Annotated in this window: 24 protein-coding genes and 1 tRNA gene; 10 read left to right on the top strand and 15 right to left on the bottom strand. The window is 64.8% G+C overall.

The annotated features are described in order from the left end of the window. The first annotated feature begins 81 nt into the window (after positions 1-81). Together WFK61_RS06430 and WFK61_RS06425 are read left to right on the top strand one after the other, a co-directional pair. Positions 82-157 (top strand) — tRNA-Glu (locus tag WFK61_RS06430). 185 nt (positions 158-342) lie between these two features. Beyond that, positions 343-582 carry a hypothetical protein gene (locus WFK61_RS06425; protein ID WP_336810716.1) on the top strand — a complete coding sequence of 80 codons (240 nt, stop codon included), beginning with the start codon at positions 343-345 and terminating at the stop codon, positions 580-582. Between the two features lie 572 nt (positions 583-1,154). On the opposite strand, the gene WFK61_RS06420 is transcribed toward WFK61_RS06425, so the two are convergent. The 3 genes from WFK61_RS06420 to WFK61_RS06410 form a co-directional block, all read right to left on the bottom strand. Next, positions 1,155-1,628, bottom strand: coding sequence for a hypothetical protein (locus tag WFK61_RS06420; protein WP_336810715.1), 474 nt, complete (start codon positions 1,626-1,628; stop codon positions 1,155-1,157). Between the two features lie 560 nt (positions 1,629-2,188). After that, positions 2,189-2,821, bottom strand: a complete 633-nt coding sequence (locus tag WFK61_RS06415) for a S24 family peptidase (RefSeq protein ID WP_336810714.1) — start codon at positions 2,819-2,821, stop codon at positions 2,189-2,191. 44 nt (positions 2,822-2,865) lie between these two features. Beyond that, positions 2,866-3,096, bottom strand: coding sequence for a hypothetical protein (locus WFK61_RS06410; RefSeq protein WP_336810713.1), 231 nt, complete (start codon positions 3,094-3,096; stop codon positions 2,866-2,868). A 191-nt stretch (positions 3,097-3,287) separates the two neighbouring features. On the opposite strand from WFK61_RS06410, the gene WFK61_RS06405 reads away from it, so the two are divergent. Both WFK61_RS06405 and WFK61_RS06400 read left to right on the top strand, forming a co-directional pair. Continuing rightward, on the top strand, positions 3,288-4,646 hold the full coding sequence (locus tag WFK61_RS06405) for a hypothetical protein (RefSeq protein WP_336810712.1): 1,359 nt from the start codon (positions 3,288-3,290) through the stop codon (positions 4,644-4,646). Between the two features lie 103 nt (positions 4,647-4,749). Further along, on the top strand, positions 4,750-5,001 hold the full coding sequence (locus WFK61_RS06400; RefSeq protein ID WP_336810711.1) for a hypothetical protein: 252 nt from the start codon (positions 4,750-4,752) through the stop codon (positions 4,999-5,001). Positions 5,002-5,477: 476 nt separating this feature from the next. Here the strand turns inward: WFK61_RS06400 and WFK61_RS06395 are convergent, their stop codons facing one another. Beyond that, positions 5,478-5,723 (bottom strand): hypothetical protein, encoded by a 246-nt coding sequence (locus tag WFK61_RS06395; protein WP_336810710.1) that lies wholly within the window; start codon positions 5,721-5,723, stop codon positions 5,478-5,480. A 280-nt stretch (positions 5,724-6,003) separates the two neighbouring features. Here WFK61_RS06395 and WFK61_RS06390 point away from each other — a divergent pair, with 280 nt between their 5' ends. Then, on the top strand, positions 6,004-7,215 hold the full coding sequence (locus WFK61_RS06390; protein WP_336810709.1) for a winged helix-turn-helix transcriptional regulator: 1,212 nt from the start codon (positions 6,004-6,006) through the stop codon (positions 7,213-7,215). Here WFK61_RS06390 and WFK61_RS06385 read toward each other — a convergent pair. The 11 genes from WFK61_RS06385 to WFK61_RS06335 form a co-directional block, all read right to left on the bottom strand. Further along, positions 7,198-8,289, bottom strand: coding sequence for a DUF2806 domain-containing protein (locus WFK61_RS06385; protein WP_336810708.1), 1,092 nt, complete (start codon positions 8,287-8,289; stop codon positions 7,198-7,200). The two genes, WFK61_RS06390 and WFK61_RS06385, sit on opposite strands and share 18 nt — an antisense overlap. A gap of 46 nt (positions 8,290-8,335) precedes the next feature. After that, entirely contained in the window at positions 8,336-9,247 is a 912-nt protein-coding gene (locus tag WFK61_RS06380; RefSeq protein WP_336810707.1) for a hypothetical protein, read from the bottom strand. After that, the gene (locus tag WFK61_RS06375; protein ID WP_336810706.1) at positions 9,244-9,429 is read right to left on the bottom strand and encodes a hypothetical protein; all 186 of its coding nucleotides are present in this window, start codon (positions 9,427-9,429) and stop codon (positions 9,244-9,246) included. Before WFK61_RS06375 ends, WFK61_RS06380 begins: the two co-directional genes overlap by 4 nt. 308 nt (positions 9,430-9,737) lie before the next feature. Next, the gene (locus tag WFK61_RS06370; protein WP_442896268.1) at positions 9,738-10,244 is read right to left on the bottom strand and encodes a DUF411 domain-containing protein; all 507 of its coding nucleotides are present in this window, start codon (positions 10,242-10,244) and stop codon (positions 9,738-9,740) included. Positions 10,245-10,328: 84 nt separating this feature from the next. Further along, positions 10,329-10,583 (bottom strand): heavy-metal-associated domain-containing protein, encoded by a 255-nt coding sequence (locus WFK61_RS06365; protein WP_336810705.1) that lies wholly within the window; start codon positions 10,581-10,583, stop codon positions 10,329-10,331. A gap of 73 nt (positions 10,584-10,656) precedes the next feature. After that, on the bottom strand, positions 10,657-10,875 hold the full coding sequence (locus tag WFK61_RS06360; RefSeq protein WP_336810704.1) for a hypothetical protein: 219 nt from the start codon (positions 10,873-10,875) through the stop codon (positions 10,657-10,659). Between the two features lie 74 nt (positions 10,876-10,949). Next, on the bottom strand, positions 10,950-11,228 hold the full coding sequence (locus tag WFK61_RS06355; protein ID WP_336810703.1) for a copper-binding protein: 279 nt from the start codon (positions 11,226-11,228) through the stop codon (positions 10,950-10,952). A gap of 25 nt (positions 11,229-11,253) precedes the next feature. Further along, entirely contained in the window at positions 11,254-11,736 is a 483-nt protein-coding gene (locus WFK61_RS06350) for a cupredoxin domain-containing protein (RefSeq protein ID WP_336810702.1), read from the bottom strand. Positions 11,737-11,764: 28 nt separating this feature from the next. After that, positions 11,765-13,201, bottom strand: a complete 1,437-nt coding sequence (locus tag WFK61_RS06345; RefSeq protein ID WP_336810701.1) for a multicopper oxidase family protein — start codon at positions 13,199-13,201, stop codon at positions 11,765-11,767. A 14-nt stretch (positions 13,202-13,215) separates the two neighbouring features. Next, positions 13,216-14,739 (bottom strand): TolC family protein, encoded by a 1,524-nt coding sequence (locus tag WFK61_RS06340; protein ID WP_442896267.1) that lies wholly within the window; start codon positions 14,737-14,739, stop codon positions 13,216-13,218. Beyond that, positions 14,736-14,954: a hypothetical protein gene (locus WFK61_RS06335; RefSeq protein ID WP_336810699.1), complete on the bottom strand. Its 219-nt coding sequence runs from the start codon at positions 14,952-14,954 to the stop codon at positions 14,736-14,738. The genes WFK61_RS06340 and WFK61_RS06335 overlap by 4 nt, the downstream gene beginning before the upstream one ends. 121 nt (positions 14,955-15,075) lie before the next feature. On the opposite strand from WFK61_RS06335, the gene WFK61_RS06330 reads away from it, so the two are divergent. The 5 genes from WFK61_RS06330 to lpdA all read left to right on the top strand — a co-directional run bounded on the left by WFK61_RS06330 (position 15,076) and on the right by lpdA (position 23,630). After that, positions 15,076-15,900 (top strand): response regulator transcription factor, encoded by an 825-nt coding sequence (locus WFK61_RS06330; protein ID WP_336810698.1) that lies wholly within the window; start codon positions 15,076-15,078, stop codon positions 15,898-15,900. Next, the gene (locus WFK61_RS06325) at positions 15,897-17,267 is read left to right on the top strand and encodes an ATP-binding protein (protein ID WP_336810697.1); all 1,371 of its coding nucleotides are present in this window, start codon (positions 15,897-15,899) and stop codon (positions 17,265-17,267) included. Before WFK61_RS06330 ends, WFK61_RS06325 begins: the two co-directional genes overlap by 4 nt. 298 nt (positions 17,268-17,565) lie before the next feature. Then, positions 17,566-20,250, top strand: coding sequence for a pyruvate dehydrogenase (acetyl-transferring), homodimeric type (aceE, locus tag WFK61_RS06320; protein WP_336810696.1), 2,685 nt, complete (start codon positions 17,566-17,568; stop codon positions 20,248-20,250). A gap of 23 nt (positions 20,251-20,273) precedes the next feature. Then, positions 20,274-21,857, top strand: coding sequence for a dihydrolipoyllysine-residue acetyltransferase (aceF, locus tag WFK61_RS06315; protein ID WP_336810695.1), 1,584 nt, complete (start codon positions 20,274-20,276; stop codon positions 21,855-21,857). A gap of 18 nt (positions 21,858-21,875) precedes the next feature. Continuing rightward, positions 21,876-23,630 (top strand): dihydrolipoyl dehydrogenase, encoded by a 1,755-nt coding sequence (gene lpdA, locus WFK61_RS06310; protein ID WP_336810694.1) that lies wholly within the window; start codon positions 21,876-21,878, stop codon positions 23,628-23,630. The last annotated feature ends 63 nt before the right edge of the window (positions 23,631-23,693 follow it).

Genomic DNA, 23,693 nt, shown 5'->3' with positions numbered 1-23,693 from the left:
GGCATCTTTATGCGTTCGTCTTGCAAAAAGCTGTTGCAGGCCCGCACATGTCCGACTACATAGGCGCCCTCGGCCAGCGCTGCTCCCTTCGTCTAGCGGTCTAGGACGTCGCCCTCTCACGGCGAAAACAGGGGTTCGAGTCCCCTAGGGAGCGCCAACGATTTCAACGACTTAGTGTCGTTTCGGTCGAGAAGCCACATAGAGGCGCCACATAGCCAACCGCCTCGCTGGCGCGTGGGGCTTTTGGCGTTTGGGCTATGCGTAGCGGCCGCGGGCTGCACGACGAACGCCGAGATCGCCGCGCAGCGCGAGGCGCAATTCCAGTCCCTCGTCGGCGGCACAATGGCCGATTTCATGCGCCGCACCGGCCTGACGCCGACCGACATGTATCCGACGAGCTCGGGCCGGACGTTCATCGTCAACGGCCCGGCCAGCACGATCGTCATTCCAGGCAGCTACGGCGTGCCGACGATTGCGGCGCAGCGTCAGTGCCGTATGCAGATCGACACAGTCGCGATCGACGGGAAGGGCCTGGCCGATAGTTGGCGCGTGACCGCGATCACGCGGAATGGGTGCGGGTGACGCCGCATCTCAAGACGCATTGTGGCCGTGACGGGCGAATCGCACTGCTCAAAAAATTCCCAACAAGATCAAACCCTTAAACGCTAAAGGATCCGGCGGTCGGCTGATGTTGCGATTTTCGCAACGAAAACAAGGAGTTGTTACCATGGGCCTTAAAAAAAGATTCGGCCTAGGTCGTTAGCGCGAGCATGAACAAACCCCGTTTGTTCCCAGCGGGTTGCAAGGCACATACCGGCCGTTCTGAAAATTTGGCTCGCGCCTTTTCTATGGGAAAAGCCGAATTTTCTAAGCAGCTTCCTTGCGGGAGCCAGAGAGCCACAGGCATTCTGAGCGAGTCAGGACGGCGGAGCGGCCGGGCATGGTCCCTGAGAAAGACATGCCCGGCGCTTTTCCCAGCGGGGAACCCTGACTGGCAGGGGCTAGGAGTTGGAGGGCGGCCGTCGCGTTCTCCAACTCCTCCCCATCATGACAATCGAGCACCCGGCTGGCAACATTCCACGTTGCGATTTTCGCTACAGATTGATTGACAGCGCTGAGTAGGCTTACCCTCTAACCAGGGTGTCTCTTGAGCGCTAATTTGGGTCCACGCGCTCGGCGTCGATTACGGTGTAGCTGGCGCCATCGATCTTCGTCTTCCGACGCGTCACTTCCTCAATCAGCACATTGGCGAACGAAGCGCCGGCGCCGAGCACGACCCATAACGGCACGCCCACGGCCGTGCCGAGGGCGGCAATGCCTGCGCTCTTGCCACCGAACACCGCCGCGCCAACGGCAGCGCCACCAAGGCCGAGGCGCGCGGTTTTGCTGCGATCATCCCAACCGATTCGCTTCGCCTCTTTCGCCACCATCTTGGCGACGGGCCAAACGACCTTGCTCGACGCGGTGAGGGATACCGCAGCTTTTGCCTTCGCCAGCTTGCTCGTCGAGGAGGCCCGGATATCGAGCAACTTGCCGGCCCATGTCCTGATGGCGTCGAGGTCGCTTGGAGTTGCCGCTTCCGCGACAAAGGCGGCGACCTGGCGCTGCTTGCTAAGTTTCTCGGACAAATTTTCTGCCCCCGATCGAAAAGCAGGTCGTAATGAGCGCGTTGCCGCGGCGCGCCTTGTCGCGTCGCGGAGGCGCTGAGGCCGTGCTTGGCGGTTTCACGTAGATATTTAGCAAAAGCGAACTAGATCTCCGAATCCCCAAACAATAGTTGCTATTAACAATATAATTGGCTGCAACCAAAAGTGAAATCTTGCAACCATTTCTGTGTTTAGTTTCAATTTAACTTCGATTTTTCTTTGGCTTTCTCGCCCAGAAAGTGGAAGAGTTTCAGTGTATTTTCGAAATTTTTCGGCAGCATCACTCTCGCTGCGCAGTAGCCGCCCTTGAATATCGTAGAGCGTGAACAAAATCGCGAATGCCGTTGCAGCTGCTCCCGCCCGTGCCAAGGCCGTAGGTGAGCACTCTGACGACGACAGATACCAGCCGATAAAGTAGCAAATAACAGAAACGATAACGTTGCCGACAGCTGGAGTGGCGTACTTCCACAGTGACCACTTTACCCGAAGGCGTCTCATCAACTCACGAATTCGCATTGACACAATAGCCGCTCTGCCTCGCTTTAGGCGCCGCCAGCGGTGGTGAAGCCGCCGAGCGTATCGCTCTCGCCATCCTTTTTCACGCCGCGGGCGACGATGTCGAGCGACCCGTTTTGCAGGGGACGCTGCAGCACCTTCGCCTGCTCCCATGGCGCCGTCATCCAGGCCTCGCACTCTTCCGGCGTCGTCAGGATCACCGGCATCGCCTTCGGGTGGATGGCGCCGACCTCGGCGTTGGGGTCGGTCGTCAAGAAGGCGAAGAGATCGATCGTTTCCTCCCCGCTCTTCACCTTGCGCACGGACGTCCATTGCCGCGCCCAAATGCCAGCGAAGAACGCCGTCGGCCGCTCCTCGCCGAAGGCGAACGCGAGACATGATCGACCCCCGACAAGGCGGAAAATCTTGACCGAACGCTCACCGTTCACATCGACCACGACCGGATCGCCATCGCGCGGCCGCAGGCTGCGATCAACCGTGATCAGGCTGCCGTCGAAGATGCCGGCATCGATCGCGCTGTCGCCGGCGACCGTCATGATGAAGGTTGCCGGCGCGTTTTGGATTAGCGCGCGGGACAGGTCGATCGGCGCGTCGAGGTAGTCGTCGGCCGGGGACGGGAAGCCCGCGCGCACGGCCTTGCGAAAGACCGCGAGCAGCACCGGCGCTCCGATAGCGACGGGCCGCATTTCCATACACGCGGCCATCATGACTTTTGCTCCGCGTCCGGCCGGGCACCTTGCGAAAACAGGCCTCGCAGATAGCCCCGCGAGACCGAACGATCGGCGTCGGCAAGGAGCACGATGAAATCGTGCGCCAGGGCTCGCAAAGCCGCGGTTTCCGTCCCGTGTTCCTCCAGCAGCATGGAGACGATGCCGCTGATTTCCGCGTCCAGCGATGTATCTTCAACGTGCTGGTCGGCCGGCTGCGGTGACATGGCTTGCGTCCTCTGGAATGAGAACATTAAGAGAACAAATCAGTCTGCGGAGTCAAGCCATGAAGCGGGCGCCGCCTTTCTAGGCCGCCCGGATTGCCTCGAAGAGGCGGGCTTGAGCCGCGCGCAACCGGGCGGATTTTCATTTTAGATTTGAGTTGCTTCATCCTGCGCGCAGTACCCAGATAGCTGTCATGACGATCGCCTGTCTCGACTACGAGGATCCCGCCGACGCCGTGCGCGCGGCCTTCCGCCATTTCGTCGCCCTGACGGAGCTGAACATGAACATGTTCAGCGGGTCGGTCGGCGGTGACGCCCCTTCGTCGCGCCCCGACCAGGTGCTCTCGTCGCGCGAGCGCGTCCGCGCCGAGTCGCGCCAGGCGAATGCGCGCGCCGCCGCGTTGCGACAGTTCCTGAACGGCAACACGACGCGCGTGACCGAATCGCTCGGTGGCCTGATGCTGTCGCTCGCCGGCGAGCACACCGCCAACGCGAGCCCTTCGGATCGCGCCCTCTTCAAGCCCTCCCTGCAGGCGCTCCAGGCGGCCGTGGCCGAAGCTTCCGGAGACGGTGCCCGTCATGGCCACAGCCTCGGAGCCATGGCCTACACGGTTACCCAGTGCGGCAGATTCGCCAAGGCCGTCGCGGACCGCCTCTGTGGCGGCTCCGGCGCGATCCTCCTCCGCGATCATTCCGTGGCGCAGCGGATAACCTACGATCTGGCGTGGGAGGCTGGTACGACGGAAGCCGCCCTGCGGGCCGTATCGAAGTTCGTCCGCGGCTTGCCCGTCCTGCAGGCGAAAGGCCTGCTCTCCGAGGAGGACGTCGCGCTCCTGATGGCGATGGCCGCCCAACGAGGCGGAGGGCGCTTGTCGCACGACCACGCCCGGCACCACCTCGCCGCCGAGTGGTTCCACGCGGTCAAGGCGTGGGGGGCCGGATCCGGAGAGACGGCCTACAGCCGGGCTCTTCCCTTCTTCCAGTTCGGCTATTTCGACCAGCAGCAGCTGCGCTTTGACAGGAAGGTGCGCGAGAGGACGGTGATCGCCTTGGCGGATTGCCATGCACTACTGCCGGTCCGCCCGAACGGTCCCTTTCAAATCTCGGTCGAGCACGGTTATCGCTTCCACGTCGCACTCCAGCACGCCCTCCTTTCGGAGTCGCTGGATGTGCCGCTCTTGCTCGCCTCAGGCGGCGCCTTTGCCGGACGCACGGCGGACGCGCTCTTTGCCCTAGCGATGGAGCGCCCTGCGCCGGGGCAGGAGGCGACGGGACTGGTGACAATGGCGTCTGTCCGGGCCGGCCTGGCCTTGGACTTCCACGGCCTCGACAGGGCGATCCGAGCGCTCGAGTCCGGCTTGTCCGGGGTCGACCTCGCCTTAGCAGCGCCGTCCGCGCTTGAATCCCTGGCGCTAGTCAAGGCTAGGCTCTCCGCTGCGGGTGGTTCCGGGCTGGGCGCGGTCTCCGGCGTGGCCAAGCGCTTCGCGGCCAGAGGCCGCCACAAGGCCGCCGACCTGATTGCGGCCGACGTCGCCCGCGCCGTCGTAAAATGAAAATCCGGACATCCCGCTTTAGGGCCGCGTCGCCTGTCGCCGCGGTCCGGAGCAATCTCCCCTGGCGCCTTGGAGCGCCAACCTGAAGGTGAAGGAGAGTGTGATGGGTATCTTCTCTGGACTGTTCTCGAGCCCGTGCAGCGAAGCCACGACGGGAGAGTACCACTGCGGTGATTCGGTCCCGGTCCATGCCGGGTCGTTCGGCGACTTCGCGGGCGGCAACGTCCACCAGGCCGACTACGGCGACCAGGTCATGGGGATCTCGACCCCGGTCCACGTCGCCAGCTTCGGCGAGTACATCTGCGGCGACTCGGTCCCGGTCGATCCCGGCTACTTCTCGACCCTGTCGAAGTGAGCCAGCCGGCTTTGCAAGCCGGTTCTAGGAGAGGGGTCGGGTCATTCCGACCCCTCTTTCACCGCACGGCGGCCATTAAGGTCGCCGAACGGGACTAACTCCTAAGCTCGCGGGCCGTCGACGCCATGGAATCGCAGAGTTCTTTGACGAAGGCGGCCGCGGGAGCTCTCGACGAAGTGACATAGAAAAGCCCGCCGCTTGGGAAGCGACGGGCCTCTGACTTCTGTCAGGACTAGGCGGCTCCGGCTATCGCCGGGAAACTGGCTTTGCCCTCCCGTCGGCTGCGGCCGGTACATCCGCGGCAACGCATCGACTGGAGAGCATGCAGGCATCGGGGGATGCCGCGCTGAGAACGAGATGGGGGCGCGTCCGGTTCCCTACAAGACGACCGATCGCGAAGAAAAATGCCCGCCGGCTCGAGCCAGCGGGCGAAGTAGAGCGTCCAAAGATTGGTCGCCGCGAACCGTCCGGCGGTTCTAGCCGGCAGCCGTAGCCCGCGCGTCGCGCCTTTCGACTGCCTCGAGAAAGCGTTCGCGGGCCTCATTCCCCGTCAGGCCGTCGGCGAGGGTGATACGCTCGCCTGATCTGAGCTCCGCGAAAAACTCCCAACCTCTCGGGGCGCCCCAATCTGCGACGCCGTACACAGCCCCTTCCATTGCTTCATGCTCCTTGGCGTCGCGCTCGGCGCGACGTGCCGCCAGATCTACGATTTCCGCTGTCATCTACGTTTCCCTTTTCTAGGGATCGCTTTCTAGGGCGATCGGTTCCGGGGCCTAGAAAGCCGACGTAGGCGGCCCTTCGCGCCTTTGGGCCGAAGCCTTGGACATGCGCGCGAAGACCCCGGAAGGGTGAGGCAAACTAAGATGGAGATTTCTAGGCTCCAAATACTATCGAGCACACGAGAATAATGAATGTTAAATATAGTAAATGTAGGTCGATGTATGACGATTTATCATACAACAACATACTTGCTTTAAGTGAACATATCGATCATATAGAATCATGTCTGAGTTTGACGATTTTCTGCGAAGGTTTGTCTTTGTCTCGTCGGTGCAAGCGCTTGTGCTGGCCGAGCTATCCAAAGGCGATATCCCGAAGCACATCGTCACCGACCTGATGCTGACGATCGATCGCGCCTTGCGCATGGCTGATGAGATCCCGGCCGATATGGGGCCGGCGATGGCGGCATACGATCTCATGACGCACACGATGATGATGTATGCCGAGGACCGAGAGGTGCCGGGCTACGAAAAGCCGCACTGGCTGCCTGATCCTCCGCCTTCAGAGCCGAGCGAAGGTATCGGCCCCACAGAGTGGTTTATCGATGGAACATGGGTCATCGCTGATCCGAGATGGGACGGACTGCCCGGCGAAAGCATCCTCGAGCTCAACATCGCTGCGCTGCTGCGCGAACAGGGGGCTCTTCGCCCGAACGAGATCGCCGAACACTTGAAGGTGTCGGAAAGCGGCGTTCTGACGGCGTTGCATGCTCTAAGGCAGTCGCGCGATGTTAGGGTAAGCGGTCGCCCGGCGCACTGGAGCTTGTCACAATCGGTGCTCGACAACCTCGCGCTGGCCGAACTTCGAGAGCCGAAGGCCAAGCCCGAGACTGATGCTCCGCTGACGATCAGGACGCGTATCATCCTGGCTCTGCAATCTCGGCCGCGCCAGCGCTACCACGAGCTCGCCGCGGCGGTTTCGCTGTCGGAAACCTATATCCGCAAGCACCTTCACGATATGGCGCAAGAGGGGTTGGTCAAGGCGAGCAAGCGCCCCGCCCGCTGGTCGCTCGTGAAGCCGGAGAGCGAGAAACGCCCGCCGAAATTCAAACCGCCGCAGGAGCACGCTTCGGAAGTCGAGCCGGCGGCGCTCATTGAAGCGGCGAAGCCGGCAGCCGCCAGGAGGCCACGCAGAGAACTTCCGAAGGGATTGGGTAAGCCCCTCAATATCCGCATCGTCAACGAGATCGTGGCCGAGCTGCAGGCTCAACCGGCGCAGCGCTACTTCACGATTAGCGTAGGCCTGTCGATCCGCGACGATCTCATCCGGCGGTATCTGCACGACCTAGAAGTGCTCGGCGTCGTCGTGCGGGTCGATAAGAGCCCGATGCGTTGGTCGCTAGCTGCTGATTGGTCCGGCGCGCTTGATCAAGTGCTGGGAACTATTGTCGCTGATGCAAGCGAGCCAAGGCGGCTTTCAACTCGACGTGCCTGATATCTCGATCGGTTCAACGAGACCGCTGCCGTCTGCATTCAGTCTGCCAACCGAAACGCGGATGCTTTCAGAGCCCAGCTTCTTAAGGAAGCTGGCTGTTGATTGAACATGCGCGAAGTCATCCGTTTTGTCGACGATGTTCCAAATTTCACGACCGGCCTTGGTCAGAAGGCGAACGGGCACCGAGAAATCACGGGGGACTGCGCTAACTAGAAGGATACCGTACGATTGAAAGCGAAATAATTCCTGTTCAGCGGGTGCCCCAAATGTGATGGTTGTGCTGGTTGTAGTTGCGGATTTTACAAGACCGGCTGTGTCGAGTTCCTCTAGGTCGTCAAAATACAGGCCGCTATTCCAACGATCGTCCGCGACGAGGCGCCCAAAATCCGAGATGCAGCTAGCGACACGTCTAAAGCGAATCGCAATATCAGCATCAATTACAGCTAAGACTTGAAGCGTCGAGAAGGAGAATGATCCGCGCTGCCGGATTTCTCCAGCCAGCACCTTGGCCCACATTTGCCTCAGGCGATCACTGCTTGCCCGCTCGGCGTGCGCCCCGAACACGTTCAACCAATCATCATCGATGTCTTCCGGCTGAGGCGAGATCTGCTCCGTCTTAATTTTGGATAGGTGCTCCAAGGCAATTTTTGCAATTGCTTCCCGGTTCTCCTGCTTCGAAAGCTCTTGGTAAGCCATCCGCTCCAGCGTGCGGCTGATCAATTCGGGATCCTGCACGGCGCGGTCCGCTGCGGCTTTTGCGAGAGCTTTAGACATCAAGGTATCAGCGTCGGCCTTATCTTTTACCGCCTGCTCGCTCGCCTTAATCTTCGCGACGCCGAGGTTGCCGTAAGCGCCGATGAGCTTGGCGACTGCCTTTTGAGCGGGAACAGCTAGCGCGCCAACAACGCTTACCGCGCCTCCAATAAGAACCCCCGCAGTAGTCGGATCTACCATCATCGCCCCCGTTTTCGGGGAGGCGATCACATCAGTATTTGGCGTGCAATCGAGATTGCGCAAGCAATCAGGATTATCGACAAAGAAACATAGAACGCCGCCCCAAAGAGCAGGTGCCAAGTCGGCATTTTGCCTCGCGCGGCCTTCACTCTTCCGGTCGTGACGCTCAACGCTGGACACTCGGCGACTGGATGAGCTGACGGCGCAGGGCGTCGATGAATGGCGTCTCGCCACCCCGCGCCGCAACGGCCCGCATCTGGTTCACGCTGTCGGGCGCCAGGAAGAGATCCGCCAGCCGGTTCGCGCCGCGGCCGTACCAAGCGCGTTGAATCGCGTCGCCCGCCAGTCGAGGCAACGCCATGCCGGCCGTGGACAAGCTGCCCGCGGCTACTGGCACGGCGCCGAGGTCGTCGGCAATCTGACGGTTGAATTCTGTCGCGCTGCCTTGCGGCTTCCGCATCCCGGTTGCCCGAAGGATATCGATCATGTCGTCTACAGCGGGGCTCGCGGTCATGCCGTTTGGTAGCGCGCCGACGACGCCGCGCAGATTGGTTTCCTGCTGCGGCGTCCCGGCGATGTCCTTGGCGAAGCGTGCGCCGCCATAGGCGTTCTCGCCACCGACGAGGCGGCCGGCGCTGTGGTCGAATTGGTCCGCCAGGCGCTGGCGCACCAGTCCGGCCGTTAGCTCGGGATCGCGGGCGCCCATACGCATGATCGTGTCGATCAGCTCCGCGTCGCCGCCTGCCAGCGGCTGCGGCGGAAGGACGGCGCGAGACGCCGCAGCGGTATCGCCGGCGGCCGCGACCTGGCCGAGCGGACCTGCCGTGACCGGCTCGACGACGTTGCGCGTGATATCGGCGTACTGCTGCTTGCCGGCGACGAAACTCGGGCTGTGCTGCTCCATCAGCTCGTCAATCTGACGTAGCACGGCAGAGACGGCCGCGTTCTGCTCCTTCGTGATGGCGTCGGCGCCGATCTGCGGCAGGTCCATTCTGTCGCGAAAGAACTTGCGCGCGCGATCCAGGTTCTCGACGTCGGTGATTGGGACAGCCGGCGTCGGATCAACAGCTGGCGTCATCTCGTAACGGACAACTTGTCCGTTGGGACCGAGCACAGGCTCGCGAGCCGCCGGAGATCGGGCGGGCCGTAGTCCGTGGCCCCACGCAATTCGTCGAGCACTTCGACGATCTGATCGAGTTCAGGACCGCAGCAGCGTTCCACCTCGACCAAGCGACGCGCGAGATACACGAGATGGGCCAAGCCGCCGATCCGCCCGCGCTCCAGAGCTCGAAGTGCCCGATCGCGCAAGACATCGGGCAGGGGCTCGGCCCGATCGGTTTCGGAAAGCTGGAGCCAGCGGTCGGCCTGAAACAGCGGCCATCAAGTGGACCGGCTCGGCTTTGGCGCCAGGCGAGAAAAGATGCGCGTATCCGCATAGGCGGAGAGATCGTGTCTGCGGGCGTTTATCCGCCCCAACGCGGCAAGTGCGTGGCCTGAGTTCGAACGGAAAGCTGACAGGCGGGACGAGCTGCGCCCCGCAGGGGTGCTCAGAAGCCCGAACATTTGCTTCAGATCTGTTCGAGCCCCCGGTAGCGCGCGAAGACGTTCTGCCGCCCGGCCGAGAAGATCGTCACCTCATAGCTGTCCGGCGCCTGTCCGCGGATTTCCATGCCGGGCGAGCCGACGGGCATGCCGGCCACCGCAAGCCCAATCGCCTTGGGACGCTCGGCCAGCAGGCGCTTGATCGCCTCGGCCGGCACATGGCCCTCGACGACATAGCCGCCGACCTCAGCGGTGTGGCAGGAGGCGAGCGCGTCGGGCACGCCGAGCTTCGTCTTGAGCGGCGCAACATCGTCGATCTCGATCACCTCGACGGGGAAGCCCGCCGCCTTCACATGCGTGACCCAGGCTCCGCAGCAACCGCAATTCGGGTCGCGCGTCACGGTCATCTTCGGCAAGGGCCCGGCCGCGTTCGCCGGGCGCCAGAGCATCAGGCCGGCCGCCATCTGGGCCATGCCGAGCATCAAGGCGCGTCGCGTCGACGTAAATCCGTGCGTCACGAGGTTTCCCCTCATTCTCACATTAAGGTCTGCCCCGCTTACGGCAGGGCGATGCGGGCCGATCACACAGGGACGGCCCGCCTGGCGTCAACCGGGCCGTCAGAGGCCGGGCGTATAGCCCGCCGCGGTGACGGCGGCCTTGATCGCCTCATGGTCGGCCGAGCCCAGAACGCTCACGCGTTTGCTGTCGGGATCGGCGGTCACCGAAGTTCCCGGCAGGCGGGATTCGATGGCGGCCTTGATCCGTCCGGCGCAATGGCCACAGGTCATGTCCTCGACCTGAAAGGCCACGGCATTGCTGGCCGGCGCGGCGGTCTCGGTTGCGGGCTTGGCATGTTGCTGGCAGGAGCACATCTGCATCATCCTTATCGATGTGGCGATGACGGAAGCCTGCGCCTTCCCATTATGGGAAGGTCAAGCGGTATCGTCACGGGCGGCCCCGACCACCGCTCGAAGGGCTCGGACTGCACCGGCCCTTGCTGCAGACGATGGTGATGATCTTGTGCGAACTGCCGAGGCAATTGGCGCGGTAGGCGACGAGATCGCTTTGCTGCAGCACGATCTCGATCCGCGGCGCGGCGCAGCCGCTGCCGAGCAGGGCCTTCTGCAGGTCGGCATCGGAGGCCAGGGCGGCGGCGCTTGCCATGGCGGCTCCGGCCAGGACGGCGGCTTCGAGACGAAAGCGGGCGCGCCGAGGCCGCCCGCCTTCCCCGGATATCGTCACTTCGCCTTCTGAAGCTTGGTGACGGTGATCTGGCCATTGACGCGGTCGGCGTCGAACTTGACCTTGGTTCCGGCCTTCAGTCCCTTCAGCATCTCGGGCTCGCCGGCTTTGAACACCATGGTCATGGCGTCCATATCGAGATTCTTGATCGGGCCGTGATTGATGGTGAGCTTGCCCTGAGCCTCGTCGACCTTGGTGACGGTGCCGCTGACCGACTGCGCGGCGGCCGGCAGCGCGGCGATGAGGAAGGCGAGGGTGGCGGCAGTCTTCAGCATGGCGGGCTCCTTTCGCTGAGCGCGTTCACTTGACGATGATCTTGCCGGTCATGCCGGCCTCGCGATGGCCGGGGATCAGGCAGGAGAAGTCGAACTCGCCCGCTTTGGTGAAGGCCCAGACGATCTCGCCGGTCTTCTTCGGCGCGAGCCGCTTGGCGTTCGGATCGTCATGCTCCATGTCGGGGTTCTTCTGCATCTCGACGGCATGCTTGAGGTTCTCCTCCAGCGTCGCCAGCACCAGCTCATGGTCGAGCTCGCCGTTGTTGCGCAGCTGGAAGCGGATCTGCTCGCCGCGGCGGATTTCGATCCGGTCCGGGATGAAGGCCATCTTGCCGTCCCGCTCGGCCATCACGACCTGGACGATGCGCGCGGGCTTCTTCGGATCGCCTGCCTTGCCATAGGCGGTCTCGTCGCCATGGCCATGGCCGGCTCCTCCGGGGCCCGCGAGTGCCGTCCCCGCGGAAAGAAGGACCGCGATTGCGGCAAGCCTGAATGCTGCTGTGCTCATCTGCCTCTCCTGATCGTGGAACTCGGTATCAGTGGTTGGAATGCGGGTTCTTGCTCGCGGGGCGTGGCTTGCCGTCCGGCCCGAGGTTTGGCTTGCGCGGGTCCTTGGCGCGCCATTCGGCTGCCTTGACGCCGCCTTCGGGCGGTGTCGCGCGGGGCGCCTCGCCGAGCTTCGCACCCTTGAGCTCGTAGGCGACGGTTCCCTCGGGATGCTTGAACCAGCCGGGGTCCTTGTAGTCGTTCTTCGCCAGACCCTCGCGGACCTTCACCACCGAGAACATGCCGCCCATCTCGACCGGGCCAAACTGGGCATAGCCGCTCATCATCGGCAGGGTGTTTTCGGGCAGGGGCATCTCCATCGAGCCCATCTCGCCCATGCCGTTCGAGCCCATCGGCATATAGCCGGGCGCGATCTTCGCGATGCGCTTCGCCAGGTCCTTCTTGTTCACGCCGATATAGTTCTTCACCGAATGCCCCATCGCATTCATCGTGTGATGCGACTTGTGGCAGTGGATTGCCCAGTCGCCCGGCTCGTCGGCGATGAAATCGAAGGCGCGCATCTGGCCGACGGCGACGTCGATCGAGACCTCGTCCCAGGCTGCCGCCGGATCGACCCAACCACCATCGGTGCAGGAGACCTTGAACTCGTAGCCATGCATATGGACCGGGTGGTTCGTCATGGTCAGGTTGCCGAAGCGGATGCGGACCTTGTCGTTCTTGCCGACGACGAACGGGTCGAGCCCCGGGAACACGCGGCTGTTCCAGCACCACATATTGAACTCGGTCATCTCGGCCACGCGCGGCACATAGGAACCGGGCTCGATGTCGAAGGCGTTGAGCAGGAAGACGAAATCGCGGTCGACGCGGCGGAAGGCCGGGTCCTTCGGGTGGACGACGAAGAAGCCCATCATGCCCATCGCCATCTGGACCATCTCGTCCGAATGCGGGTGGTACATGAAGGTGCCGGAGCGCCGCAGCAGGAATTCGTAGACGAAGGTCTTGCCGGGCGGGATATGCGGCTGCGTCAGCCCGCCGACACCGTCCATGCCGTTGGGCAGGCGCTGGCCGTGCCAGTGCACCGCCGTGTTCTCCGGCAGCTTGTTGGTGACGTAGATGCGGACCTTGTCGCCCTCGACCGCCTCGATGGTCGGCCCCGGCGACTGGCCGTTATAGCCCCAGAGATAGGCCTTCATGCCGGGCGCGAGCTCGCGCACCACCGGCTCGGCGACGAGATGGAACTCCTTCCAGTCGCCGTTCATCCGCCAGGGCAGCGACCAGCCGTTGAGGGTCGCGACCGGCTGGTAGTCCGGGCCCGTGGTCGGCACGAGCGGCGCCTGCGTCGCCGCCTCCGTCATGGTCGGCGCCTCCGGCACGGCGGCGAAGGCGCTGCGGCCCGAGACGGCGGTGGCTCCGGCGAGCACGAGCCCCGACGAGCCGATGAAGCCTCTGCGGGAAAGGGATGTCATGTCCGTCAGCTCCTTCAGTGGCCTGCGCCGCCGGCATCGCCGCCGCCTGCCGCGGCGACCGTGGCCGAGCCGCCCCCACTGCCGCCGCCGATCAGTGTGTGCTTGAAATCGGTATGGGCGATCCAGAAATCGCGGCGGGCATTGATCGCGGCGACGTTCGAGAGGATGCGGCTGCGCGCATCCGCGATGAGGTCGGTCACGTCGTTGAGCATGCCGCTATATTGCAGCAGCGACTGCTCCTGGATGATCTTGCGCAAAGGCAGGACGTTGGTCTGGTACTGGCGCGTGATGTCGTAGTTGGCGCGATAGGCGGTGTAGGCCTCGCGGGCTTCCGAGCGGATATTGACGGCCTTCTCGGCCAGCCTGTTGGCGGCCTGCATATAGGTCTGCTCGGCGAGCGCGACCTTGGACTGGCCGAAATCGTAGATCGGGATGTCGATCTCGAGTTCCAGCGTCCGGCTGCGGCTGGCTTCGCGCTCGACATGGCCGTCAGCACCGACGCTGCGGCTGCGGTCATAGGTGCGCCGGCCGAGCAGGTCGATATCGTTGACGAAGCGCGTCGCCTGCGTGAGGCCGAGCAACTTGGCGAGCGCGTCGAGCTCGGCCCGCGCGATTCGGAGATCGACCCGCTTGCGCAACGCCTCGGCCTCGATCGCCTTGAGCGATTGCAGGCGCGGCAAGGGCGGCAGGCTGCCAACCCGGAACTTGAGATCGTCGCCCCAGAGGCCGAGCTGGCGGACGAGGCGCTCGCGCTCCTGGCGCTGCTGTTGGCGGGCCTGGGCAAGCTGGACGGTCAGCTCGGCCTCGAAGGCGAATTCGCGGGCCTGGTCGATCTTGTTGACTCCGCCGGATTCGCCGAGCCGTTTCAACAGCTCGGACGCCGCGTCGGCCGAAGCCTTCGCCTCCTGGTAGAAGGCGACCTGCGCATTGGCGGCAACCGCCCGGTAGTACTGGCGGCGGGTGTCCGCCGCGAGCCTGAGCACCGCTTCGGCCGTTCGCATCTGCGCGGTCTGAAAGCGGTCGCGGGCGATCTCGGCCCGGGCCGGCAAGGTCGCCAGCGCCAGCAGGCTGCCGACGATCTGGCGCTCGATTTCGACCTCGAAGCGGCCGGAGAGCTTGGAGATGCCGAAGCGCGGATTGGGTGGCAGGCTCGCCGCGACCATCTGCGCCTCGGCCATGCCGAGTTCGTTGAAGGCCGCCTGCAGACCGCGATTGCTGAGCAGCGCGACCTGCACGGCCGTATCCGCCGTCAATGGTTTGCGCAGCAGCTGGTCGACGCGCCCCCTGGCGGTGAGTGCGGCCTGATCGCCATCGATCTTGACCACGTCCTTGCCGATATCGGCATAGGTCGCGGTCTGGATCGCGCTCATGCCGCCATCGGCGGATAAGCCGGCGCAGCCGCCGAGCAGGGCGGCAACCCCGGCGAGCAGCCCGAGGCGCAGGAGGCGGCCAGTGCCGCGGATCGGGGGAGCCGTCACGGCCGCTCCTTCGAGAGAGGTCCACAAGGGCGAGGCAGGTCGCTGAAATGGCGCAGTCATGATTGCGGCCCGACCCGGCGGTTGAGTTCGCGCCAGTCCTTGGGATCGGCCGGGCGATAAGTGGCGGCACCCGCCGTCACGCTGCCGTAGGTGACGGCGGGAACGCGGGCATTCGGATCGGCCGGCCGGGCCAGATGGTCTGGGACGGCGGAGACCGTGCAGGCGCCCAGCGCCAGACCGATCGCCGTCAGGAACGGCAGCTTCACCAAGCTCACGACTCAAGGCTCCCCTGTTGCAGTGAGGCAGGGGTAGCAACGCCGCGCGGCCGGCGTCCGTTACAAATTGTTTCAAACCGGGGCGGGCAACCGCGTCGCGGGCGCGCTATGGTCGAGGCAGATGGGAAAGGAGAGCGTGCGCTCGAACGGCATGGCGATGTCAGGGAACACCAGCAGCGAGACGGATCAGCCACCTGTCGCGCCGATCACCGACGACCACGGCCATATCCTGATCGTGGACGACGATCCGCAGATCAGGCTCTTGGTCGCGCGCTTCCTCCAGCGCCACGGCTATCAGGTCACCGGCGCCCCGGATGGCCGCGCCATGCTGGAGACGCTCGCGCATAGCGCCGTCGACCTGATCGTGCTCGACCTGATGCTGCCCGGGCGCTCCGGCGTCGAACTCTGCCGGGACGTGCGGGCGAGTTCGCAGGTTCCGATCGTGATGCTGACCGCACGCAATGAAGAGAGCGACCGCATCACCGGCCTCGAAGGCGGGGCGGATGACTATGTCACCAAGCCGTTCAGCCCGCGTGAATTGCTGGCCCGCATCCGCGCCGTGCTGCGCCGCGGGCGGGCCCCGCGGAACTCTGTCCTGACGCAGCCGAGCGGGATCGTGACCTTCGATGGCTGGCGCATGGACCTGCGCCGCCGGGAGCTGCAATCCCCGGCGGGAACCCTGATCGACCTCTCGACCGGCGAGTTCGATCTGCTCGTCGCCTTCGTCGAGCATGCCAACCGCGTGCTGTCGCGCGAGGCGCTGATGCAGTTCGCCAAGGCGCGGATGAGCGACGACCCCTTCGACCGGACGATCGACGTCCAGATCAGCCGGCTGCGCCGCAAGCTCGAGACCGATGCCAGCGGCGGCCAATTGATCAAGACGGTGCGGGGAGCAGGCTACCTGTTCGCCTCCGCGATCGGGCGCGAAGAGGAACCATCCGCGTGACGAGGCTGTTCGGCCGCTTCTGGCCCGACACGGTGGCGAGCCGCGCGATCCTGATCCTGGTCGCGGCCCTGCTCGCCTTCCATCTGCTCGGCTACTGGGCCTTCCGCGTCGGCGTCGAGAGTTTCGCCTCGGCCGGGCGCGACGGCAGCCTGGCCGAGCGCATCGTCTCGATCAAGCGCGCGATCGCGAGCCTGCCCGACGGGGCGGAGCGCGACCGCGTCGCGCATGACCTGTCGAGCGCGAGCCTCGACGTGCACTGGAGCAAGGTCAGCCTCGTGCTCGGCAACGCACCCGCGACCGAGCGCACACGTGCGCTGGAAGCGCGGTTGAGGGAACAGGCTCCCGATCTCGCAGCCACCGCCTTCCGCATCGGGCAGGCGGATGACGGGGCGCTTCCGGCCGGTGCCGCCAATACGGACCGGCACATCATGCTGGTCTCGATCCGGCTCGATGATGGCAGCTGGGTGAATTTCTCGTCTTCGGCGCTCGGCGCGGCGCAGCATCTCGACTGGAACCTGACCGCGATCATGATCTGCTTCGCCGTCGGGATCGTCGTCGTCGCGCTGCTGCTGCTGCGCTGGGCGACGCGGCCGTTGCGCGATCTCGCGCTGGCTGCCGAGCGTTTCAGCCTGGATCAGGTGCCGCAGCCCCTGCCGGAAGACGGCCCGGCCGAGGTGCGCCGCGCCGCCCGCGCCTTCAACACCATGCGCGAGCGCATCCAGCGCCTCGTCAGCGAGCGCATGCAGGCAATGGCCGCCGTGTCGCACGACCTGCGCACGCCGATCACCCGGCTGCGCCTGCGCTCCGAACTGCTCGACGACGACGGGACGCGGCGCCTCATCGATGCCGATCTCGGCGAGATGGAGGAGATGATCGATTCGACGCTGGAATATCTGCGCGGCGGCGTGTCCAGCGAAGCCGCCCGGCCGATCGATCTCGCCTCGGTCATCGAGACCCTCGTCGACGAGCATCTCGACCAGGGGCACAAGATCAGCCTGTCCGGCCTGAACGCGGCGCCGATCCTGGGGCGCGTCCTGCCACTGAAGCGGGCCTTCTCGAACATTATCGGCAATGCGGTCAAATATGGCGGCTCGGCCGCCGTCGGCATCGCGGAAGCCGACGGGTTTTTCATCGTCACGGTCGAGGATGAGGGGCCTGGCATTCCGCCCGCGGACATGGAACGCGCGCTCCTTCCTTTCGTCCGGCTGGAGGAATCGCGCGGCCGCGAGACCGGCGGATCCGGGCTCGGCCTGACGATCGCCGAGGCTGTCGCCCGCTCGCATGACGGGTCCATCGCTCTGGAAAACCGGGCGGCCGGAGGGCTTCGCGTCACCGTCTGCGTGCCGAGGCTCGGTCACTCGGCATAAGCCGCTCCCCGGGGGCGCCCCCGGCGACCGGACATGGCTGAAGGCATTCGCGGCGGCCTTCCGGCACCGGCCGCGGCCTGCCGTGGGCGCCTGATCTGATTCGCCCCGAAGTCGTGCCCCCACGATGCCGCAAATGGGCTTCACGTCGTTCGTGCAACTTTTCCGCGAAAATCTCCTATTCCGGTCGTGTTCGAAACTATGTTTGCTTTTTTCTCCCAATCGTTCGTTGATCATCTTGCTCGCTGCGAATGGTTGCGGACAATCGGCTTCAAGAAGAACGAGACCAAGGAGGGACGCGATGGCTGATCAACGGGACGGGGACGCCCTCGAGACTCAGGAATGGCTGGATGCGCTTGCCGCGCTGGAAGCCCATCGCGGCAAGGAACGGGCGAACTCCGTCGTCAATGCCGTCGTCGATGCCGCGCGGCGCGACCGGCTCTATGTGCCGCAATCCCTGACCACGCCCTATTGCAACACCATCCCGCCCGAGGAGCAGCCGCCGCTGCCGGGCGATGGCGCGATCGAGCACAAGCTGCGCTCGATCATCCGCTGGAACGCGCTCGCGATCATCCTGCGCGCCAACAAGACGAGCTCCGAGCTCGGCGGCCATATCGCCTCCTTCCAGTCGGCGGCGACGCTCTATGACATCGGCTTCGGCCATTTCTGGCATGCGCCGACCGCCGACCATGGCGGCGACCTGATCTTCGTGCAGGGCCATTCCTCGCCCGGCATCTATGCCCGCGCCTTTCTTGAAGGCCGCCTGACCGAGGAGCAGTTGCTCAACTACCGGCAGGAGACGGCCGGAAAGGGCATCCCGAGCTATCCGCACCCCTGGCTGATGCCGGATTTCTGGCAGTTCCCGACCGTCTCGATGGGCCTCGGCCCGCTGATGGCGATCTATCAGGCGCGCTTCCTGAAATATCTGGAGAGCCGCGGCTTCGCCAAGACCGCCAACCGCAAGGTCTGGGCCTTCATGGGCGACGGCGAGATGGACGAGCCGGAATCGCTCGGCGCGATCTCGCTCGCCGGCCGCGAGAACCTCGACAACCTCGTCTTCGTGATCAACTGCAACCTGCAGCGCCTCGACGGACCGGTGCGCGGCAACGGCAAGATCGTGCAGGAGCTGGAGAGCGTCTTCCGCGGCGCCGGCTGGAATGTCGTCAAGGTGCTCTGGGGCACGGGCTGGGACCGGCTCCTGGAGAAGGACAAGTCCGGCCTGCTGCTCAAGCGCATGGAGGAATGCGTCGACGGCGAGTACCAGGACTTCAAGAGCAAGAGCGGCGCCTATGTGCGCGAGCATTTCTTCGGCAAATACGAGGAGCTGAAGGAACTCGTCGCCGACATGAGCGACGACGACATCTGGAAGCTGACGCGCGGCGGCCATGACCCGGCGAAGGTCTTCGCGGCCTATACGGCGGCCGTCCAGCACAAGGGCCAGCCGACCCTGATCCTGCCCAAGACGGTCAAGGGCTACGGCATGGGCGAATCCGGCGAAGGCCAGATGATCGCCCACCAGGCCAAGAAGATGACATCCAGCGCGCTGAAGGGCTTCCGCGACCGCTTCCAGATCCCGGTCTCGGACGAAGACCTCGACAAGGTGCCCTTCATCAAACTGCCGGAAGATTCTCCGGAGATGCAGTATCTGCGGGCCCAGCGGGCGAAGCTCGGCGGCTCGCTGCCGCAGCGGCGCCAGAAGTCGCAGTCGCTCGAAATCCCGGCGCTCTCGACCTTCCAGCGCCTGCTGGAAAATTCCGGCGAGCGCGAAATCTCGACCACCATGGCCTTCGTGCAGATGCTCGGCAGCCTGGTGCGCGACAAGGAGATCGGCAAGCGCATCGTCCCGATCGTACCGGACGAATCGCGCACCTTCGGCATGGAAGGCATGTTCCGCCAGCTCGGCATCTATTCCTCGGTCGGCCAGCTTTACCGGCCGCAGGACGCCGACCAGCTGATGTATTACCGCGAGGACAAGACCGGCCAGGTGCTGCAGGAAGGCATCAACGAAGGCGGCGCGATGTCGAGCTGGATCGTCGCGGCAACCTCCTACAGCACGAACGACGTGCCGATGATCCCGTTCTACATCTTCTATTCGATGTTCGGGCTCCAGCGCGTCGGCGATCTCGCCTGGCTCGCCGGCGACATGCGGGCACGCGGCTTCCTGCTCGGCGGCACCGCCGGCCGCACCACGCTGAACGGCGAGGGGCTGCAGCATGAGGACGGGCACAGCCATATCATGGCCGGCACGATCCCGAACTGCATCTCCTACGACCCGACCTTCGCCTATGAGGTCGTCACGATCATCCGCGACGGCATGCGGCGCATGTATCAGGACCAGGAGGACGTCTACTACTACGTCACCCTGATGAACGAGAACTATGCCCAGCTGGGCATGTCCGAGGCGGCGGCCGGGGAGGCGACGGAGGCCGGCATCCTCAAGGGCCTCTACCTCCTCACGAAGGGCGCAGCGCAGAAGACGGGCCTGAAGGTCCAATTGATGGGCTCGGGCACGATCCTGCGCGAGGTCATCGCGGCGGCCGAGCTGCTGGCCAACGACTTCGGCGTCGCCTCCGATATCTGGAGCGCCACGAGCTTCAACGAGCTCCGGCGCGACGGCATGGCGACCGAGCGCTGGAACCTGCTGCATCCGACGCAGGAGCGGCGCCGCAGCTGGGTCGAGGCCCAGCTCACCGGCCATGATGGCCCGGTCATCGCCTCGACCGACTACATGCGCAACTACGCCGACCAGATCCGCGAATACGTCCAGGCTGCGGGCAAGCGCTTCAGCGTGCTCGGCACGGATGGCTTCGGCCGGTCCGACTACCGCGTCAACCTGCGCCGCTTCTTCGAGGTCGATCGCTATTACGTCGTGGTCGCCGCCCTCAAGGCGCTGGCGGACGAGGGGGCGCTGCCGCTTTCGGTGGTCGCCGATGCCCTTGCGAAATACGGGCTGGACGGCGAACGCCCGGCGCCCTGGACCGTCTGACAACGCCATTCGAGGACAGAGCGATGAGCCATTCGATCGAGATCAAGGTCCCCGATATCGGCGACTTCACCGACGTTCCCGTCATCGAGATCTTCGTCAAGCCCGGCGACCACGTGAAGGCGGAAACCCCGCTGCTCTCGCTGGAATCCGACAAGGCGACGATGGAGGTGCCGGCCCCGCGCGAGGGCGTCGTCAAATCCATCGCCGTCGCGGTCGGCGACAAGGTGAGCGAGGGAACCGTCATCCTGCAGCTTGAGGAAGCTGGCGCTGCTGCGGCACCGGCGGAAGCGCGACCCAGCGTCAGCGCCGCTCCGGCGCCGGTCAGTGCCCCGGCGGGGCTCGCCGAGGTGCGGATTCCCGATATCGGCGACTTCAAGGACGTCCCGGTCATCGAGATTCTGGTCAAGGTCGGCGACAGCGTGAAGGCGGAGGATCCGCTGCTCTCGCTGGAATCCGACAAGGCGACCATGGAGGTGCCGGCGCCGCTCGCCGGTATCGTGCGCGAGATCAAGGTCCAGGTCGGCGACAAGGTGAGCGAGGGCATGATCGTCCTGTCGCTGGCGACGGGTGATGCCACCGCGGCACCGTCCGCCGCGCCCGCCGTCGCATCGGCTCCGGCAGCCGCCGCAGCCCCGGCATCTGCTGCCGCGGCGGCCGGTGCGATCGACGAGAAGGCCTTTGCGCTCGCCTATGCCGGCCCTGCCGTGCGCAAGCTCGCTCGCGAGACCGGCGTCGATCTCGGCAAGGTCAAGGGCACGGGCCAGCACGGGCGCATCACCCGCGAGGATGTCGAAAGCTTCGCCAAGGGCGGCGGCGCGGCCGCGCCGGCGAAAGCGGCTTCTGCTGCGCCGGCCGGCGGCGGTGTCGGCGGCATCGATCTCCTGCCCTGGCCGAAGGTGGATTTCGCCAAATACGGGCCGGTCGAGCGCAAGGAGATGGGCCGGATCAAGAAGATCTCGGCCGCCAACCTGCACCGGAACTGGGTCGTCATCCCGCATGTCACGACCCATGACGAGGCCGATATCACCGATCTCGAACAGTTCCGCGTCCAGATGAACAAGGAGCTGGAGAAGAGCGGCGTGAAGCTCTCGCTCCTGCCCTTCATGGTGAAGGCGGCGGTCTCGGCGCTGAAGAAGTTCCCGGAGTTCAACGCCAGCCTCGACGGTGACACGCTGGTCTACAAGAACTACTGGCATATCGGCTTCGCCGCCGACACGCCGAACGGGCTGATGGTCCCGGTCATCCGCGACGCCGACAAGAAGACGATCCCCGAGATCGCCACGGAGATGAACGAGCTCGCCAAGCTCGCCCGCGAAGGCAAGATCAAGCCGGACCAGATGCAGGGCGGCACGTTCTCGATCTCGTCGCTCGGCGGCATCGGCGGCATCTACTTCACGCCGATCATCAACGCGCCGGAAGTCGCGATCATGGGCGTGTGCAAGAGCTACTGGAAGCAGCACTCCCCGGACGGCAAGAGTTCCAGCTTCCGCCTGACGCTGCCGCTCTCGCTCTCCTGGGATCACCGCGTCATCGACGGCGCGGCGGCGGCCCGCTTCAACGTCCATTTCGCCAATGTGCTCGCCGATATGCGGCGCGTTCTGTTCTGATCGTCGGGAGCTTTTGAGATGGCGAACCAGATCGATGTGACCGTTCCCGATATCGGCGATTTCAAGGATGTCGCCGTGATCGAGGTCCTGGTGAAACCCGGCGAGACCATCGCCGTCGACACCGCCCTCATCATGGTCGAGTCCGACAAAGCCTCGATGGAGATCCCGTCCTCAGCGGCGGGCGTGGTGAAGGAGATCAAGGTCAAGGTCGACGACAAGGTCAGCGAGGGATCGGTGATCCTGACGCTCGAAGCGGCCGGCGCCGCGGCCGCTCCCGCTGCGGCCACGGCCGCTCCGCAGCCTGCCGCGCCGGCTCCTGCGCCTGTCGCGGCGCCCGCGGCGGCGAGCTTCGGTGGCAAGGCCGATATAGAGTGCGAGGTCGTGGTGCTCGGCGCCGGGCCGGGCGGCTATTCCGCTGCCTTCCGCGCTGCCGATCTCGGCATGAAGACCGTGCTCGTCGAGCGTTATTCCACGCTGGGCGGCGTCTGCCTGAATGTCGGCTGCATTCCGAGCAAGGCGCTGCTGCATACCGCTGCGGTGATGGACGAGATCCCCAATCTGAGCGCGCATGGCATCAGCTACGGCCCGCCCCAGATCGATCTCGGCAAGCTTCGGGCCTTCAAGGACGGCGTCATCGGCAAATTGACCGGCGGCCTCGCCGGCATGGCCAAGGCGCGCAAGGTCGAGGTCGTCACCGGCACCGGCGCCTTCCTCGATCCGCATCATCTCGAAGTCGAGACCGCGTCCGGCAAGAAGACGATCCGCTTCGCCAAGGCGATCATCGCGGCCGGCTCGCAGGCGGTGAAATTGCCCTTCCTGCCGGAGGACGAGCGCATCGTCGATTCCACCGGTGCGTTGCTGCTGCGCGCGATCCCCAAGCGCATGCTGGTGATCGGGGGCGGCATCATCGGCCTGGAGATGGCGACGGTCTATTCGACGCTCGGCGCACGCGTCGACGTGGTCGAGATGCTCGACGGGCTGATGCCGGGCGCGGATCGCGACCTCGTCAAGGTCTGGGAGAAGAAGAACGCGCCGCGCTTCGACAACGTGATGCTGAAGACCAGGACGGTGGGTGCCAAGGCGACGGCGGCGGGCATCGAGGTCTCGTTCGAGGGCGAGAAGGCTCCGGCCGGTCCACAGCTCTACGACCTCGTGCTGGTCGCGGTCGGCCGTTCGCCCAACGGCAAGAAGATCGGAGCCGAGAAGGCCGGCGTCGCGGTCGGCGAGCGCGGCTTCGTCCCGGTCGACAGGCAGATGCGCACCAATGTCGCGCATATCTTCGCGATCGGCGACATCGTCGGCCAGCCGATGCTGGCGCATAAGGCGGTGCACGAGGCCCATGTCGCGGCCGAGGTCGCGAAGGGCGAGCCCTCCTTCTTCGACGCCCGGCAGATTCCGTCCGTCGCCTATACCGACCCGGAGATCGCCTGGGCCGGCAAGACCGAGGAGCAGTGCAAGGCCGAGGGCATCAAGTTCGGCAAGTCGGTCTTCCCCTGGGCGGCCTCGGGCCGCGCCATCGCCAATGGCCGCGACGAGGGCTTCACCAAGCTGCTCTTCGACGAGGCGACGCATCGGATCATCGGCGGCGGCATCGTCGGCACGCATGCCGGCGACCTGATCGGCGAGGTCTGCCTTGCCGTCGAGATGGGCTGCGAGCCGGCCGATATCGGCAAGACCATCCATCCGCATCCGACGCTGGGCGAATCCATCGGCATGGCGGCCGAGGTCTTCGAAGGACATTGCACCGACCTGCCGCCGCAGAAGAAAAAATAGGTCGCGAACGCTGCTGCCCGGAGCATTTTCCCATCGAAATGCTCCGGGACGAACGCATGCCGG

It is taken from the genome of Allobosea sp. MMO-172, assembly GCF_037147855.1.
Lineage (GTDB): Bacteria > Pseudomonadota > Alphaproteobacteria > Rhizobiales > Beijerinckiaceae > Allobosea.
This window is presented reverse-complemented; position numbering and strand designations above follow the sequence as displayed.